Source organism: Bartonella sp. AA89HNZF, assembly GCF_042196905.1.
Classification (GTDB): domain Bacteria; phylum Pseudomonadota; class Alphaproteobacteria; order Rhizobiales; family Rhizobiaceae; genus Bartonella.
Genome location: NZ_JBHIRD010000009.1, coordinates 21542 through 38117, shown reverse-complemented (window position 1 = coordinate 38117; position 16576 = coordinate 21542). Strand labels below are relative to the sequence as shown.

Genomic DNA, 16576 nt, shown 5'->3' with positions numbered 1-16576 from the left:
TGCTTTATCTTAAAATCGACCACGTCCACCTCCAGATTTACCTGCTTTTGCGGCCGCCCCTGCCGCACTTCTAACAGCGTTACCAGCAGCTCCTGAGATTTGTGAAGTGGCACTTTTTACTGCATTGCCACTCGCTCTTGCACCATTTGAAAGCATTGTAAAAATCTGTCCTCCTGAAGAGACACCAGCGTTAAAGTATGGTCCGCCAGAGGCCAGCGCTGTTGCAATACCAGGAAGCGCACGGAAGATAATAACTCCTATGATCGAAATGACGATGACAGGGGGAAAAAGAACGTAAATTGATTCATATGAAACTTTGAGAACCTGTAGGATAACTTGACATATAATGGTTCCAAGCATGATTACGAGAACTTGTAAAATGGTAAAATTGATCAAAGTTGTAATCCATGCATCGGAGTATTTTCGCGTTGCATTGAACAAATACAAACTAATAAATAGAGGCCCAAGACCTATAATCATGACGAGTGCAACTTGTGCAAACATTTGCACAATAAAACCACCTATACAAAAAAGAATAACTGCGAGAAGCATGATAGAACCAAGAAGACCCACAATGATCTTTTCAAAAAACCAAGCATTGTATAAGACTTCTTGATAACGCGAACTTGCCTTTAACAAAATATAATCAAAAACATTGGAGCTTGCAGGATTACTGTTAAGCGCATTCCCAATAGCATTGGATAAATCATTAAAGAAAATATCCTTGACATAAGTATTAAATATATCCGCATTCGTTGCCATTGTTGTAACAACAACGATTTTAACAACATTATTGAGAAGACTATGCATGGAAAGCGCAACGCGACCTGTCATAACATTATAGCCATAAAGAAAGATAAAAATGATTGCAGCGAGATTTAAGGGCGCTGAAATAGCAGAAGATAGCCCACTCACCGTTGTGTCCATCACATTATCGAGGGGTTTTAAAATATACCCAGAAACGCTTTCAAAGGGAGAAAAACTAAAGTCTGACATTTGTACTCGTACTTTCAAGTTTTTCTTTTAATTGTTTTTCTTTTTCTTTTAATTGTGCCTCAAGATATTTATGCTTTTGTTGTTCCTTTTCTTCACGTAATTCATCTTTTGTTTTCGTATCTCTTGCTTGAATCATATCAAGAGACTGAAGTTTTAAAGAATTCACTTGAAGATCGGCTTGAAGAAGAGAAAGCTTTACTTGAAGATCTTGTCGAAGGGCTTGCAATTCTTCTGGTTTTGTTTCTGGTTTTGATTTAATATTTTCAAGTTGTTGACTTATTTCTTTGATTTTTTTTGCAGTGTCAGTTGCTGTTTTATAAATAGTTTCAGCTGTTTCTGATTTTGCAGCATTTAATTTTTGTGTGTTCTCGAGTGCTTGTTTATAATATTCATCTACATCGGGTGTCGTTTGTGATATTGCATGAGAAATAAAAGAAAAAGATAACAGTGTAACTAAGCCATATTTTTTCATTGATTTTTTCTCCTTTGATAAAATATGGGCAGCCATTTGTCAGGGTCAGCTCCATATTCGTTGATAATTTCATTCATGAGTTCAATGTTTTTTGTTGTGCCGCTTAAAACGGCGATCTCATCATTCATTCCACGTAAGTTAAGTTCTGCAACGACGGAACTTTGTCCTTGTTTGATGAGAAAACGACGGGATTCTCTGCTTAACTCTGACTGTATCAGTTCAAATTCGCGCTCAGTAAGTTTGAAAGCTTCGACATAATCATTGTAATTTGCTTTTTGATTTGGAAAAAATATTTGGGTGGGGCATTGCTCAATGATTGTGTGCGCGATTGTTGAGTTCAAAGCATCTTTAGGGCTTTGTGTTGCAAAGAGCATCATGCCATTTTGTTTACGAATTGTTTTTAGCCGATCTTGCGCAAAAGCTTTAAATGAATCATCTTCTAAAGCTTTCCAGAATTCATCAATGACGATAATGATACGTCGCCCATCAATCAAATCAAGAATGCGGTGAAAGAGATACATCATTAAGGGGCGCCGAATTTCTTCATTATCTAAGAAATCGGTCATGTCATATCCAATGAACTGCGCATTTAAATTGAGATCATCTTGATCATTATCAAAAACCCATCCTAAATCATTGCCTCTAATCCAACGTTGCAGCCGTATGGCAATCCCTTCTTTGGATGTGTTATCAAAAAACAGTTGAAGGGCACCAAGAGATCGCTGGGTTGGGGGTAAGTTTTCCAAGGAATCAATGGCTTTGGCGATATCTTGTCGCTCTTCTTCTGTTACGATTTGCCCTTCAGCGGTCACCAGCTTTAAGATCCAATTACGAAGAAAGATTTTATTTTTTTCGGTGTATTCCATGCCCTTTAAGGGAGCAATACCCGTGGGCTGCCCATTCTTTAAAGGTTTGTATTTTCCACCTCCAGCCCGTACAAAAATCTCTGCTCCTTGATCTTTATCAAAAAAAACCATAGTTGGATTGTGTTTTTGTAATTGTGCAAGAAGAAAATTAACAATCACTGTTTTACCAGAGCCCGATGGACCACAAACAAATGTGTTTCCAAGATCGCCATAATGAAAATTAAAATAGTAAGGTGAACCGGCCTGTGTTTTTAGCAATGCGACAGCAGCTCCCCAAACATTATCGTTCAGTTTGCCAACAGGGAAAGAATGGAAGGGCGATAAAGCAGCAAAGTTTCTGCTAGTAATGGCGCCTGAACGCGCACGATAGCTAAAGTTTCCAGGAAGTTGTGCCCACCATGCTGCTTCCAATCCTAAATCTTCTCTGGCAATCACGGCTCCCCCATTGGTTAAATGGGAACGTGCTTTTGATAAGTTTTCAGACAATATTTTGGGATGATCAGCAAAAACAGCTAAAGAAATGTGGTGTTCTCCCAAAACAAAACGGTTTGATTCTAAATCATCCAGCGCTTCATCCAATGCATCAATTTGTGAGCTAGCACGGTCAGCTGCATTGATCATTTGATTTTGCTTGCGGCTCATAATCGCACTGGCGGCTGCCTTACTTTTAAAGACAAAGGATTGTGTTAGAATGAATTCAAATGGCACCGTAAGCAGACCATCAGTCATACCTGGGCGTGTTTTAGAAGGATACTCTTTCCATCCAAACATGCCCACAAAGCGTTCATTGCTTTCATGGCGAATTTCGATAATTTCTTTCCCAAAAATAACACGATCCGAGTAAATTGTTGAAGCAATAGTTCCAAATGTGAGAGGAATACGCTCACGTCTTCCTCCCACTAGTTGATGGAGAAATTCACTTTGTTCGGCAAATAAAAGTCCTTCATGTTCATAGATTGATAGTAGACGGACTTCATACTCTTCCAAACCTTGCATAAGATCTTGACTTAACTCTTCGAGTTTACGAATAGCTTCCTCATCGGGTTCAGATTGTGTTTTCTTCGCTTTGCTCAAGCGCTGAAAAAATGAAACCAGCTTTTCTGTTTTATCCGCGGCCGGATTCCAAAGCAGTGAAATAAATAGATCATTTCTATACAGTTCTTGCGAAACCATCTTCTTTTTATATTTTTCATCTAATATTGTTGCAAAAGATGAAAGAAAATGACCTTCTGGGTATATCGTTTCACGGCGGCGGATGATGTGAGAATATAAAGCAAGCCGTTCGTCTGCGATATTTTTTAAAAGGGTGTTTAATTGGTTGTGTAAAGAATTTAATTGATCAATATCCGCAGTGTCAAAATTTATACCCTCAACAGCCATCACAACCATTAAACAGCGTGAATTTAAAGCAACGACATGTTGGTTGATGTAGCGTATATAGGGAATATATTCTTCAGGCAAAGTTTCCCGTTTCATGATTGACATCTGTTTCACCAGTTTCGTTCCTTCAGCTTAGTTCCTTATAAGTGCGGATAAGGCGTAAAGGGGAGGTTGAACCTCCTCCCCATCGGTTGAGGTTTTTTTGTTTTCCTCGGGTATTGAGCCATGCAAATAATACGCGAAATTGGTTGTGATCGTACTTTGTCACTTCTCGCAAAATAAAGTGCATCCCAATCCCAAGACCAAACATGGTAAAATCACTGGTCAAAATGAAAAGAATGGATGTCGCCATAACATTGAGCGCCATCGCTTCCATTGTAACACCAGCAAACATGGCCGGGCGCGTACAGGCAAGGAAAAGAGTATCTTCGTTCATTTATGTTGTGCCCGCTAATTTGCCGACGAGAGTGGGGGCACCAAAAACAATAGCAATCCCCAGAACACAGTAAGCTGCTTTGCGTAAATCAATAAAGCCGTACATCCAGCCAATCCCCACAGCAGCAACACATATAATAGCAATAAGCCTTGCCGTTGGACCCGTCATCATTGTGACAATGTTGTCTAAAACACCATCAAGCTTCCCGAAACCACCTCCATTAGTAGAAGAAGCAGCATAAGAAAGATCTGATACAAGCAATGCTGTAAAAAACAGCATGGTCACGATAAAAATGATGTTTTGGAATCTATTATCTGTCATTTTACCTCTCTTTAACAAATAATATTTGTTCATATATCGACATTCCATCGCCTCTAACAAACTGGAGAGTGTTGTCATTTGATGACAGTTTAATTCTTCTCGTTTGTTTGTTTTAAAAGCCTTGATCGTGGATCTGTTCACTCTCCAGCTCTTCTTCGTAAAGAGACAGAAGTCTTTTCAAATTGAGATTGTGTTATATGAAAATGGCAATTTTAAGTTGTGTATATTGGTAAAAATAACAATATTAAAATAATGAAAGAAAGAATATCATTCTTTACAAAATGTAGTTAATCTGCAACACTTATATTTGGATTTTTTCTTTAAAAACAAGGGGATTTATGATCAATAATCTGACATGATAGGAAAAAAACGAATTTTTTGAGCGAGCGTGTTAAGAGATGCTATTTAAATTGATTGTTATTATTTACATTATGGGGGCCACAGTGTGGGGATTAAGCCAATATAAAGATAAAATGGATTTCAGCATTCTTAAAACATTTGAGACGCAAGATATCCAAGATATTGTCGATCTCTATCGAGAAGAAAAAAAGTTGGGTAGACCTATCGCTAAACAGCAATTAGAAAAAAATGAACCAGCTCTCGATTTGCAGAAGAGTGTTTCATTAAATGATGTTGCAAATAATGCTGTTGTTTTTCATGGTAAGGCTTCTGTTACAAGTGGGGTTACATTTAAATTACTGACGCCTGCTGCACAATCTTGGCGCTCACATATCTCCCGTGATATTCATCTTTATGGTGTGGACACATGTGCACCCCGTCAAAAAGCAAGATTAAATGATCAAGAATGGCCCTGTGGTGTGGTTACAATGGCTTGGCTTGTCACCAAAACACTTGGGCAGGATTTATCCTGTAAACAGGCTTTGATGCACAATGGTGTTTATTATGCGCAATGTTTTGTTCAAGGGGTTGATTTAGCTGAGGCAGGTCTTACAGAAGGTATGTTGGTACTCTCAAAAGAGGGGAAAAATCCTATTCCAGTCCAGTATCATCATGCGGAAGAAAAAGCACGTGGCAACAAGATTGGTCTTTGGTCGAGTGATTTCACTGAACCTTTAAAATGGCGGCGAGATAATGGATCCTATAACCCCTTTGCTAGTCCATGATTGGTTTTAACGAACATATTTACTTAAATTTTTATAGAGAAAACTTTATCAATAAAATTGTACCAAATCGTAGAGCAAGTTTGAATAAACGGTGAGATTATTTTCGTTTTTGAAGTAAATGGATGATACATTCATGTTGAAGAGAGATTTGCTCTTAAAATAGCTTCTCTTATTGATGTGTTTTATAAAAGCAGGAAAATGTCATTGTTGGTGGCAAAGCATTTTTGAGTATTTGTGTTTGAAGGAGAAAGTGAGGCGATAAAAAACGCTCAAGAAACGGATTTCTAGAGCGGTGTTGATGAAAGTAAAAAATAAACAGATCTCCAAATGGTGTAACGTTTGATATAATGGATAAAATCTTTCACAATGCCTTAAAAGAATTCATAGAAAAAGTTTTTTCATCGGAATTTTGTCTTCAGGATTGGATCACGTTTTTTACTTCTTTAAAAGTGATCAATCTGTTGCATTCCTTGAAAAGCTTTCATAATTATCTGCTTTTAAATTCAGACTTCCAAATGATGGATGGATTTCAAATAGACTCTACACGAAGAAATCTTCGTAAAAATAATTTGCATTGCTGATTGTTTTCTATATATCACAAAACGTTTCTATTTAGGCCTTCGATGGGGAACAATGACCAAAATATAAATAGGTAAAAGAAGGGGCTCGTACTTTTTTATTATGGCCTCATAGTTCATTGATCGCAATACTAACCATTATAATGTTCATAGATTATCCTACTGGATAGGGATAATTTTTATCACAGTCTCTATATTTGAAATTAGTTGGACAAAAGCTTTAGTCCGTTTTCTGATTTTATCATTTGTGGTCAGTTTTGGCTTTTTCCTTCTCATGGTATTTATGACAAATTCATACAATGGTTGTCGTGAGCTCTTCTTGCGTTATTTTACTCAGAGTATTTGCTGTGAAAGCAAGCAAGTAATAGTAAGGCTGTATTCTCATACAGTGTGAAAATTAAAAATCCATTTAGGGGATGATGTTAACAAATAAGCTCTTTAAAGAGGGGTAAAATGAAAAAAATTATTTTATTATGCATGGCTCTATTATTCGTTGTGGGATGTGAAAAAACTTATAGTGTGGAAGATTTTAAGAAAGATGCAAAATTAAGAGAAGAATGGGGAAAGAAATGTTTTCTTTCAGGACTAGCTGTTCAGGAATCTAAAAATTGTCAAAATGTTCTCCAAGCAGATAATGAACTATTTTTCTCGCCAAAGCTTGATTCTACAGGTCGTGAACACGGCTTTTAATAGAAATATACACTCTACAATAAATTTTGATATATTAATGTCTCAATAAAGAAGTTACTATTCAAAGAATAATTGCTTCTTTAATTTTTATAGGTAGTAATCGTTATCATTTTTTAGATAATTGCCTCAAATTGTATTGGTCATTATGTTGTTTGTTTCAACTTTGTAAAATTGAGGATTATTCTCACGAGAGTATAGGATCGCGTTGTCTTATGATGGCATTGGTATCGCATTGAGACTTTAGAGGAAAGAATATGCTTTTAGGAATGTATAATGATACCAAGTCTTTATACAATAAATTCATTTATAATGATAATTTACTGTTTTGTATGTTGAGTGAGAGTCCCGAATATCGTAAGATTCTCTCATTTCAAACCTGTTTATGTTGAAGCAATCAAAATCACTTTCTTGCATATCACAAGCGGGGTGAGTATGTGGATAGAATTTGTATAAGAAAGGACTAAAAATAGTTCTTATGAATCGTCTTAAGTGCCAAGAGCTGTTGCAACATTGGGAGCTGGCAAAGTTTGTGATGGTGCCGGGTTGCTTCCCCACAAGCGTAAAGATGGGGGTGCTCAATGAATTTACCATTATACCATTCATGGGCATTGTCGCGAAGTGGGCTTGGGTACTTTAAGAGATGTTTTTTTAAACAAGTCTATGAATTGGAAATTGGGTGGCGTTCTATTTTACGTGAGGGTTGTTACCCCATTAAAGAACGCGATAAACAAAAGCGTGAGGCAATAAGCAATCTGTATTATTTAAAAGATATTGCTTTGGGTATTTTTGAAAGCCGTAAAGCTGAATTAAAAGGAGATGGGAAAGATGGTAAATGGTTTTCACCTTTATGCCTTTATAAGCAGGCATCTTACGAAAGTATATTAAATGCACATCGTTTAAAATTAATGGAGTGTCCACAGCGAAGAGGGCGCTACCCTTTATACGTATGAATGCTTGTCCTATTGTGCTGTAAAACACTATTGTTTGCGGTATGGTGATGTAAGACACAAAAATTTATGCATAGGCTGTTTTGATAAGAGAGTGTGATGAATATTCAAGGGAGGGCTTGTTTATATAATTTTGTGAAAGGAATCCTATGAAATTGGAAGCTGAGAAGGAGTTATTTTTGAGAAGGCGGATCGTTTATCAACCGGTTTGAGGAGGGAGCGTCCCTTGAGGTGTGGGGAGAAAGCCAAGAATAGGGCGTGTAGCACTTTATAGCTATGCTTTTAAAGCGTTTTAATTTTGATCACAAATTAAGTTTAAAATCGCTTTCTGCTTGACAGATGTGAGGACTCTAAAACTTTTTAAAAGCAAATATTCCTCTTTGCTCGAGGCGATTTCATCATAATGGTACGGGGTGTTGTCTTTTTTGATGATATCAGTGTAAAAAAAGGCAAGTGGAACATTCAAAATATCGGAAATTTCCTTTAAACGTCCTGCGCTCACGCGATTTAAGCCTTTTTCATATTTCCGGATTTGTTGGAAAGTGACACCTAAATGATGCCCTAATGTTTTTTGAGACATTTTTAGCACTTTTCGCCTAAAGCGAACTTTTTTGCCTACAAAAAGATCAATATTAAGATTTTGAGCTTGCATTTTCCCCCTCCAGGCGCGAGCGCCCTCGCATTGGTATTCCGGGAGCTTGAAAACACTGAACCCTAGTCAGCATTTTGCTTTTAGTGCTTGGAGCACCTGGACATAGCAAAATCTCCCGGAATTCCGGGATACCCACATAGTGGGTTTATTTTTACGCTAGGGTTTCGGGTTTTCAAGACCCCTTTTGATCGTTACGTATGCGATCAAAACATTTTTCGATTCATAAAGTAATTTTAGGAGATTGGCAATAAAAATAGTTTTTCTTGAGACGGATAGATTTTTTTAAATAGGAGGTTGTTTGCCTTTCAAAGTTTTAAGGTTTGCTTACTCAACTCATGACATCAGATATGCATTTTACGAAGGTAAACCTTGGTTTTTAAGCTCAAGTCACCGCTTACGGTGCTGTCCTTAACCAATAATCAAAATGACTTGTTTTGATGCGTCTGAGATATCATGATGATAGGGGAAAGCTTTTATGAGTAAAGAGCCCTCATGCAAAATAAACTCAAAACATTATAGATCTTATTGTTGTATATTCACATGTTTGTTTTAGAAGATATTTCTCAATGTTAGCGCCTATTTTACAATGGCGCTTCGTAAAGTATATAGCGTAAAAGCCTCTATGAATGGGATAAAAGCTATATTGAAAAAAAGATGCTCGGACGGCACATACTCTCTGCCAGTTCAAAATATTACGACAGTTTTTGCCTTGAAAGGGAGCATAAGAGCTATTTTTTCTTTCTTCACGTGTTTTTATCTGTACGCTCTCTGCTTATAATGTGTAAGCGAATAGGTTTTGATTGACTCAATATAAACAAATTTGAAATGAGAAAATATATTGGGCTTTCTCATGATGCATGTTTTTAAGAGGGGGATACGTTTATTTTCTCAGTGAAGAATTTGAGTATTTTAGATAAAAAACTCTATCAACGTCGTTGTTGTTAGAATTAAAATTTTTATGAGAAAAATGAGCATTGGGGAATGATAAGCTTTTGCTATCAAGCATTTTAGAATTTTGCACAACTTAATGATAACTTAGTTATTTTATCATTTCTTATGATCTCTATAGACGATAAAAAGTTGGGATATGGTTTGAGAAAGCAGATGACACAAGTATTATCTTTCGGTAAGTAGTTTTGAAGTAAAAGACAGCTTTAAATGACAAATAGAGATAGGTGCTCCATGAATGAACTTACCCATATTGAGACTATTATAGCGCATTATGATGCTGTTTTTTGTGATGTGTGGGGTGTTGTGCATAACGGTGTACATGCATTTGAACCAGCGTTGAAGGCGTTGTATAAAATCCGACAAATGGGAAAAACTGTCATTTTATTAACTAATTCTCCTCGGCTACGGGAAGATGTTGCTGCTCAATTACAAAGCATGAATGTTCATAGCGACTATTATGATGCCATTATCACTTCAGGGGATGTAACGCGCGATCTCATTCAGACTGCTCCACGTAAAGTTTTTTTCATTGGTTCACAACGTGATTTGGTGCTGTTTGAAGGGTTAGAGTGTGAATTTGTTGAAGAATGGGAGGCTTCTGTTGTCGTCTGTAGCGGTTTTCTTGAAGATTTTGACGAAGAACCCTCTGCTTATGAGGAGATGTTTCGTCGCATGCGGTCGCGGAATTTACCTTTTATTTGTGCGAACCCAGATGTGATTGTCCATTATGGAAATAAAGAATTTTGGTGCGCTGGTGCATTGGCTCGTCTTTATCAACAATTAGGGGGGGAAGTGCGCATTGCTGGAAAACCTCACGCGCCTATTTATGAATGTGCCTTTGAAAAACTTCAAAAAATACGGGGAACAGTAGAAAAAAGTAAAGTTTTAGCTATTGGTGATGGTCTTTTAACGGATATTAAGGGGGCGGCTCACTTTGGTCTTGATGCCCTTTATATTATGGGGGGGATTCATCATTATGATTATACGCAAAAGGGTGTGGTTGATAAGCAAGCTTTGCATTCTTTTCTTGAACATCATGGTTATAAACCACAAGCAATCATGTGGGCACTTCAGTAATGACTAATTTTTTGCGTCTTCAGGGAATTCATATGTTTCCCTCGGCTTGGCGGGGAGCAGTGTTGGCACTTGGAAATTTTGATGGTGTTCATTGTGGGCATCAGGTGGTGTTGCAAAAAGCACTTGATTTCGCGCGTATAAAAAAGAAACCAGCTGTTGTTTTAACTTTTGAACCCCATCCAAGAAGTTTTTTTCAACATTCAGCTCCTGTCTATCGTTTGACAGAGGCAGCTGAAAAAGCTGAAATTTTTAAAACCCTTGGCTTTAATGGTGTGATTGAACAGCCCTTTGATGCACAGTTTGCCGCTCTTTCAGCGGACGAATTTATTAAGTCGTTTTTAAAGGAAGTTTTTGATGTTTCAGTTGTGGTGACAGGCGAAAATTTTCAATTTGGTCATCAGAAAAGTGGAAATGTACATCTTCTTTGCCAAAGGGGAGAGAAATATGGATTTGAGGTTGTGCAAGTTCCTTGCGTTGCTCGTCCTCAAGAATCACAATCTTTGATTATTTCCTCAAGTTTTATTCGGCAACTTCTCTCACAAGGGGAAGTGGACAAAGCAGCCCATTTGTTAGGGTATCACTATCGGATACGCTCCAATATTATTCAAGGTGAAAAACTTGGACGTCTTTTGGGATTTCCTACCGCTAATCAAATGTTGCCTCCCCAAGTTCGTTTGGCACATGGTGTTTATGCGGTACGTTTGCGTCGTGCGAACGGTGTTTTGTATGATGGTGTTGCAAGCTTTGGTTGTCGTCCAACGGTTGTTAAGGATGGGGCGCCCCTTTTGGAAACCTATTTGTTTGACTTTAACGACGACCTTTATGGGGAAAGCTGTACCGTTTCTTTTTTTCAATTTTTGCGCGGACAAGAAAAATTTGATGGGCTTGAACCTTTGATTGCACAAATGCACCGTGATGAAAAGAAAGCAAAAGAAATTTTAAAGACAGTACAACCATTATCAACGTTGGACAGACTGCTTACTTTTAAAAATATGTCCTAAACTGATCTGAAAAAGAGAGAAGAGCCGTAAAAATAGCACTTAAAGTGATTATAATCACAAAGATATATTCCAAAACGTCGTGGAATATATGTTTTTTCCGTTGTTGAGAGGGAGAATCGAATATCTGAAGATCTGATTTAGGCATTATCTTTTTCAAAGTTAATTTTATGGCTTTTGTTATCATTCAAAGGTTTACTGCTTGTTTCTTTCTGATTCGTTAAAATCCATGATGCAAGATGTAGTAAATGAATAAGTACCAAGAGTATTGGGCAATGATAATAAATATGAAAAGGGAGAAATGCTGTTTTTAAAATTTCTTGCTATTTTAAGCTTATAGTTTGATAAAATTTAATTGATGACTTTTTTTATTTTAAAAGTTTATTGTTTCTTTTTTCTAATTTGTTTTATTATGTCATTTATGCCGTATCATCGTTTATGATGAGAGGTGGTTCGTGTAACCTTACGCATGTGATATTTTGTATTATGTAATGAATATTTTTACAAAAGTTTTGTTTGTCGAGTCTTGTGAAGAAGATTAGTGGTCAGCAGCGGCTTTCGTGTTAACCAATCGCGTCAATGAGAATGAAGCCGATGAGAAAGGCTTTAAGTCTCGTTTCTCTCATATGTTGTGATAGGGAATACACATTCAGGAGACCGCGATTGATTACAGACAAAAGAAATCATTGCGAGAAAGCAGGTATATTTGTTTCAAAATTTCTAATGCTTTTGATGGATAAAGGTACAATTTTGTTGTCGTAATATGTCAATCTTTTAGATTCTCAAGCTAAGAACTATCCATATATTTCCTTTGTCCTTCACAAAGGTAAGGCCTATAATGCAAAGGAAAGACAGTCTTGTAAGGATATGAAAACACAAAGCCAATAATGTTTTGTTGTTTTTTGGTAGAAGTATTGGATAAAAGTTAGAACATCTTTCCAGTCTATGTTCGGTCTATTCATGACTTTATCGTATTATTTTTCTCATAAAACTTTTTCTTTAGCGATCCCCAATGCAGCAATATGTTTGAGATAAAAATTAAGGCGCTTTAATGCTCTTTCTACTGTTACAGCTTTTGTATGCTAGATGAGGAGAGCTCTATTGCATTATCCATTTGCGTAATCTCTGAAATCGGTTTACAGCCTTATTGGAAAAAAAATATAAAGTTATCAAGGGAAAATCAGTCCAGATGACTGTCTTTTTTAAATTTGGCTTTGCTACTTTCAAAAGTGTCCAGAGCAATATCTCTTAAATCATGAAAATAACAGCTTCAGGCTTTTGTTGTTCTTTGAATAGGATATCAGATCCCACAGGTAAAATAAAATGCTGGAATGTCCTTGTTTTACTAATTTATGCGCTTCTTTTAAAGAAATATCTCTCAACGCTTCTCATATTCATTTTCATGATGGCTCTCATGAATGGTATCATGCAAGTTTCGTTGAGCGCTATCATCTTTATGCCTAATAAAAGAGAATCCGACATCATCAGTTATATTGACAAGCCTTTAGTGTTGTACAGTCTTAGCTATTTGAGAGCGTTTATGAGAGTTTGTTCTTAACTCGTTTTATTTCACACGAATATTTCTTGCTTGTGACATGCAAGAAACACGCTTTTGATTGATTCACTATAAATAGACTTGAGAGAATCTTACGGTATTAGGATTTATCACTCAACGTGCAAAATAATTAATTGTTATAAATCAATATGTTGTAGTTAACCATAGATTATGGCTTACGACTTTTTTTATAAAATACTCTGCACGCCTTTTATTCGGAATATAGGGTTTTCTTAGTGGTTTTACTGTCATTTTAGGTGTCTGTGGCGTACGAATGAGTTCGTATTGGTAAAGGAAGAGAAAAAGAAGGTGGAGCAGTGATAAAAAGTGAGGTGAAAATAATTTTCTTTGATCATCATATGAATTTTCATGCATTTTTATGGCTTCGGGTGTGCATGCTTGTTGTATATTGAGGAGCAAAGCTTGCTCAGAGAGTTTTATGAAATGTGAAGCCTGAGTGGAAAGGTGCAAGACAAAGATTATTGACTGATTATTTTTTTACAGATCGATGTATATTTAAGAATCTTCGTCTTTTAAGGCGAGGCGGAAGTGTGCAACCCCTCTGTTTAAAGACGCGCTAAACGATAAAGATGCAGCGAGCGTGATCCGTGATGACAATAGGCAAGAAGAGGCAGAGAGGCTGTTTTTAAAATTGTTTGCATGGCTTCAACAGCTGACTTTTCTATAGTTGGAGGAGAAATGGGAATGTGATAGGCTTTTATGCCATATTCATTTGCGACCGTTTTAATGCTAGAAAAGTCAGGTTGATGGAGCTCTTCGTGATCGGGGCGGTTACAGATAATTGTTTTAAAACCAGCTTGTGCCAATGTTTTGATATTTTCTATGCTAAGTTGGGCGCTGATAAAAATATCAGGTTCAATTTGTTGTAAATTCATTTTTATTTATTCTCAATTGCACGATCTTCACGATACCCTCTAGTCTAATATATAGAAAGAACATAATGAAGGTAAGTTTTTCACTGGCATCTTAACAAAAATATTCTTTTTGTCGAGAAGATCTATTTGGGAAAAATGAGCTGTAAGATGCAAAATATCTCATTCCGCAACATGTTCGTTATGCGATCTTATAAAAGACGGATGTTTGGTCTTTATGGATAATCTATAGTGTTTACTCAGCATAGACATTTCATTGTGTTGTTTGTTTACGCGCTTGCTAGAGGTACCCTTATTTCTCTTAAGCCCATTTTACTCTGTCGAGCGTCAAAGAGTATAAAATTCATGGATCACCACCCTTTTTACGCTTATGAAGAAGGAAGTCGGTACCATTGTTATATTTGCCAACCTCCAATATTGTAATAGTTCTTGGTACTTGGAGATTCTGCATAAGAAGCATTTTAAATCCTTTCTTGTACAGTTTTTACCCACACGCCAGCCCTGATTGTACGTACAAGAGATATGATTTTGATTAATTTAATATAAGAGGCATGAAATGAGAGAATCTTCCTGATTTCGGCTCTCTCATTCAACGTGCAAAACAATGAATTCTCCTTATAGTTTGTTGTATATTCAGAGTGGAGCTTGTTTGTAGAGTTGCATTAAGTGGATTGCATGAAGGGAGAATCCCAAAAGGCCGGTGCAAAATAAGAAGCTGGATCATTTACAGAGCATTGTTTACAGATCGACATGGATTTAAAAATCTTTGTTTTAGGGTGGGGAAGAAGAGCGTGTTTCGTGTTTAAATTTTTCTTATCCTCAAGAATATTATTTTTATAATATTTCGCTCAATGCTAAAAGTTAAAAGAATATTATAAAGATAAAATTGGGTGGTGTCGTTTTTATCCTAAAAATGGGAGAAGTAGTTGTTTTTCATGTGTTGAATGCTTGCTTCTTTTGTTATTTTCAGTATTATCGTAAAAACGATAATACTGAAAGGCGTAATGGATGATCATTGGACTTTTGAATCAAAAGGGAGGTGTCGGAAAAACGACGTTGAGTGTTAATCTTGCCGCCAGTTTTGCACGTACTGGTGCACGTGTATTGCTTATTGATGTTGATCCACAGGGAAGCGCATTGGATTGGGCTGCTGCGCGTGAAGATGCACCTTTGTTTTCGGTTATTGGTTTACCGCGTGCAACGGTTCACAAAGAGATTACACAGATTGGTCATGGTTATGATCATATTATTATCGATGGCCCTCCGCGTGTAACTGATCTTGCTCGTAGTGCTCTTATGGCTTCGGATTTGGTGCTTATCCCTGTTTTGCCTAGTCCCTATGATATTTGGGCAGCGGATGGAATTGTAAAGCTGATTGATGAAGCACGTGTTTATAAAGAAAATCTTAAATCTGCTTTTGTCATTAATCGTAAAATCGTCAATACAGCGATAGGGCGTGATGTGAACGAAGCTCTTGGCATATACCACGTGCATGTTCTTTCTTCTAGTGTTGCGCAGCGCGTGATTTTTGCAGAAGCAGCAGCACAGGGGAAGGCCGTTTATGAAGTTGATAAGCAAGGACCCGCAGCGGCAGAGATTGAAGCGGTTGCAGCGGAAATCAAGGAGTTAGCACGATGAGTAAAAAAATTAAAATTGGCACAAAACCAACCAATAAATCAATTCCTTTAACAGCGGATGCATGGATAGGAAGCCACAAAGGGAGCATGAGTGGAGGTATGAAGCGCCTCACGATTGATATACCAGAAAGTTTGCATCGGTTGATTAAGGTCAGTTGTGCAAGTCGTGGAACTAAAATCGCTGATGAGGTCCGCGAATTGCTTTCACAAAAATACGGAAAAGTGTAAAAAATGATACGATAATTTCGTTGGTTTGAGTGCTTTTTCTAGAGATGATATCGATTGTTTTTATACGAAGTTAATAATAAAAGCGCTCTTCCTTTTTCACGATGGTTGCTTCATTTAAGTTGTTTTTCATAAGGTTCTGTATCATCTTATGAAAGAGCTATGTGTTTGCGAAAAATTCTCCATTTCAAACTTTTCCCTATAAATGTGATAATCATCATACTACTTATTATCTTATATCTCTAGATGAATAGATAAGTTTATTCTTCCATAAAAATTATCTTGATAATGATTTTAAACATCAGGTTATTTTTGTTTATTTTACTTAATACATGGGTAAATAATGTAATAATGTAATTAAGAGTAGCGTTGATTATTTTTTTCTGTTATGCAGCAATACATTTTATTAAATTATATTCATGTTTATAAAGGGGGGGGATAAAAATAAGTAAAATTTACTGATATTGACGCGCTATAATTTTTCCTAATAAACAAAAGAAGTCATTGAGTATACTATAGACAATATTTCTTACATTTATATGATTTTATAGTCTTAAATAGTTAATGCCATTCGTCATGATATGCAAGGCAATAGGCTTTTTTCTTCAATTGGAATGTATAAGATTGCTTTTTTAGCATTTCTATTGGCTTTTAAAAAGTGCAGGGGGGGACTTAAAGCTTTCTTTTCCGGTGGTTTAGAAATGATAAGAGCGCAATTAGTTGATTAAAAGGTGTATTCTTTCGTTTGCAGGGAATTTGCAATGGGTATAGGCATAAC

General features: G+C 36.6%; 13 protein-coding genes and 1 pseudogene. 7 read left to right on the top strand and 7 right to left on the bottom strand.

What is annotated here, in order from left to right; translation table 11 throughout:
- Nucleotides 1–9: 9 nt before the first annotated feature.
- Genes ACFIN0_RS05595 through ACFIN0_RS05575 form a run of 5 tightly spaced genes read right to left on the bottom strand, consistent with a single transcriptional unit; the run spans nt 10 to nt 4471 of the window.
- Complete coding sequence (locus tag ACFIN0_RS05595; protein ID WP_375607256.1) at nt 10–996, bottom strand: type IV secretion system protein; 987 nt, start codon at nt 994–996, stop codon at nt 10–12.
- Entirely contained in the window at nt 983–1468 is a 486-nt protein-coding gene (locus tag ACFIN0_RS05590) for a type IV secretion system protein VirB5 (RefSeq protein WP_375615252.1), read from the bottom strand. Before ACFIN0_RS05590 ends, ACFIN0_RS05595 begins: the two co-directional genes overlap by 14 nt.
- The gene (locus ACFIN0_RS05585; RefSeq protein ID WP_375702112.1) at nt 1465–3819 is read right to left on the bottom strand and encodes a VirB4 family type IV secretion/conjugal transfer ATPase; all 2355 of its coding nucleotides are present in this window, start codon (nt 3817–3819) and stop codon (nt 1465–1467) included. The genes ACFIN0_RS05590 and ACFIN0_RS05585 overlap by 4 nt, the downstream gene beginning before the upstream one ends.
- Before the next feature lie 22 nt (nt 3820–3841).
- The gene (locus ACFIN0_RS05580) at nt 3842–4150 is read right to left on the bottom strand and encodes a type IV secretion system protein VirB3 (RefSeq protein ID WP_212112790.1); all 309 of its coding nucleotides are present in this window, start codon (nt 4148–4150) and stop codon (nt 3842–3844) included.
- Nucleotides 4151–4471: a TrbC/VirB2 family protein gene (locus ACFIN0_RS05575; protein WP_375696961.1), complete on the bottom strand. Its 321-nt coding sequence runs from the start codon at nt 4469–4471 to the stop codon at nt 4151–4153.
- A 398-nt stretch (nt 4472–4869) separates the two neighbouring features.
- On the opposite strand from ACFIN0_RS05575, the gene ACFIN0_RS05570 reads away from it, so the two are divergent.
- The 3 genes and pseudogenes from ACFIN0_RS05570 to ACFIN0_RS05560 all read left to right on the top strand — a co-directional run.
- Nucleotides 4870–5595 (top strand): hypothetical protein, encoded by a 726-nt coding sequence (locus tag ACFIN0_RS05570; RefSeq protein WP_375695838.1) that lies wholly within the window; start codon nt 4870–4872, stop codon nt 5593–5595.
- A gap of 1031 nt (nt 5596–6626) precedes the next feature.
- A complete protein-coding gene (locus ACFIN0_RS05565; RefSeq protein WP_375607261.1) occupies nt 6627–6863 on the top strand; it encodes an EexN family lipoprotein in 237 nt (78 codons plus the stop codon).
- Nucleotides 6864–7329: 466 nt separating this feature from the next.
- Nucleotides 7330–7720, top strand: a pseudogene (locus tag ACFIN0_RS05560) (integrase); the annotation flags it as partial.
- 382 nt (nt 7721–8102) lie between these two features.
- Here the strand turns inward: ACFIN0_RS05560 and ACFIN0_RS05555 are convergent.
- Entirely contained in the window at nt 8103–8462 is a 360-nt protein-coding gene (locus ACFIN0_RS05555; protein ID WP_375702092.1) for a helix-turn-helix domain-containing protein, read from the bottom strand.
- 1182 nt (nt 8463–9644) lie between these two features.
- On the opposite strand from ACFIN0_RS05555, the gene ACFIN0_RS05550 reads away from it, so the two are divergent.
- Together ACFIN0_RS05550 and ACFIN0_RS05545 are read left to right on the top strand one after the other, a co-directional pair.
- Entirely contained in the window at nt 9645–10490 is an 846-nt protein-coding gene (locus tag ACFIN0_RS05550; RefSeq protein WP_375632877.1) for a TIGR01459 family HAD-type hydrolase, read from the top strand.
- Entirely contained in the window at nt 10490–11491 is a 1002-nt protein-coding gene (locus ACFIN0_RS05545; RefSeq protein WP_375702091.1) for a bifunctional riboflavin kinase/FAD synthetase, read from the top strand. The genes ACFIN0_RS05550 and ACFIN0_RS05545 overlap by 1 nt, the downstream gene beginning before the upstream one ends.
- Before the next feature lie 2118 nt (nt 11492–13609).
- Here ACFIN0_RS05545 and ACFIN0_RS05540 read toward each other — a convergent pair.
- Nucleotides 13610–13939: a TIGR01244 family sulfur transferase gene (locus tag ACFIN0_RS05540; protein ID WP_375610590.1), complete on the bottom strand. Its 330-nt coding sequence runs from the start codon at nt 13937–13939 to the stop codon at nt 13610–13612.
- 1005 nt (nt 13940–14944) lie between these two features.
- Here ACFIN0_RS05540 and parA point away from each other — a divergent pair.
- Nucleotides 14945–15574, top strand: a complete 630-nt coding sequence (gene parA, locus ACFIN0_RS05535; protein WP_375702090.1) for a ParA family partition ATPase — start codon at nt 14945–14947, stop codon at nt 15572–15574.
- Nucleotides 15571–15801, top strand: coding sequence for a plasmid partition protein ParG (locus ACFIN0_RS05530; protein WP_375613561.1), 231 nt, complete (start codon nt 15571–15573; stop codon nt 15799–15801). The genes parA and ACFIN0_RS05530 overlap by 4 nt, the downstream gene beginning before the upstream one ends.
- Nucleotides 15802–16576 lie beyond the last annotated feature (775 nt).

Excerpts from the sequence above, each read along its gene's own strand:
- ACFIN0_RS05540 (WP_375610590.1), bottom strand. The coding sequence starts at position 13,939 with ATGAATTTACAACAAATTGAACCTGATATTTTTATCAGCGCCCAACTT.
- ACFIN0_RS05595 (WP_375607256.1), bottom strand. The coding sequence starts at position 996 with ATGTCAGACTTTAGTTTTTCTCCCTTTGAAAGCGTTTCTGGGTATATT.
- ACFIN0_RS05575 (WP_375696961.1), bottom strand. The coding sequence starts at position 4,471 with ATGACAGATAATAGATTCCAAAACATCATTTTTATCGTGACCATGCTG.
- ACFIN0_RS05590 (WP_375615252.1), bottom strand. The coding sequence starts at position 1,468 with ATGAAAAAATATGGCTTAGTTACACTGTTATCTTTTTCTTTTATTTCT.
- ACFIN0_RS05570 (WP_375695838.1), top strand. The coding sequence starts at position 4,870 with ATGCTATTTAAATTGATTGTTATTATTTACATTATGGGGGCCACAGTG.
- ACFIN0_RS05530 (WP_375613561.1), top strand. The coding sequence starts at position 15,571 with ATGAGTAAAAAAATTAAAATTGGCACAAAACCAACCAATAAATCAATT.
- parA (WP_375702090.1), top strand. The coding sequence starts at position 14,945 with ATGATCATTGGACTTTTGAATCAAAAGGGAGGTGTCGGAAAAACGACG.
- ACFIN0_RS05585 (WP_375702112.1), bottom strand. The coding sequence starts at position 3,819 with ATGTCAATCATGAAACGGGAAACTTTGCCTGAAGAATATATTCCCTAT.
- ACFIN0_RS05550 (WP_375632877.1), top strand. The coding sequence starts at position 9,645 with ATGAATGAACTTACCCATATTGAGACTATTATAGCGCATTATGATGCT.
- ACFIN0_RS05565 (WP_375607261.1), top strand. The coding sequence starts at position 6,627 with ATGAAAAAAATTATTTTATTATGCATGGCTCTATTATTCGTTGTGGGA.
- ACFIN0_RS05545 (WP_375702091.1), top strand. The coding sequence starts at position 10,490 with ATGACTAATTTTTTGCGTCTTCAGGGAATTCATATGTTTCCCTCGGCT.
- ACFIN0_RS05555 (WP_375702092.1), bottom strand. The coding sequence starts at position 8,462 with ATGCAAGCTCAAAATCTTAATATTGATCTTTTTGTAGGCAAAAAAGTT.
- ACFIN0_RS05580 (WP_212112790.1), bottom strand. The coding sequence starts at position 4,150 with ATGAACGAAGATACTCTTTTCCTTGCCTGTACGCGCCCGGCCATGTTT.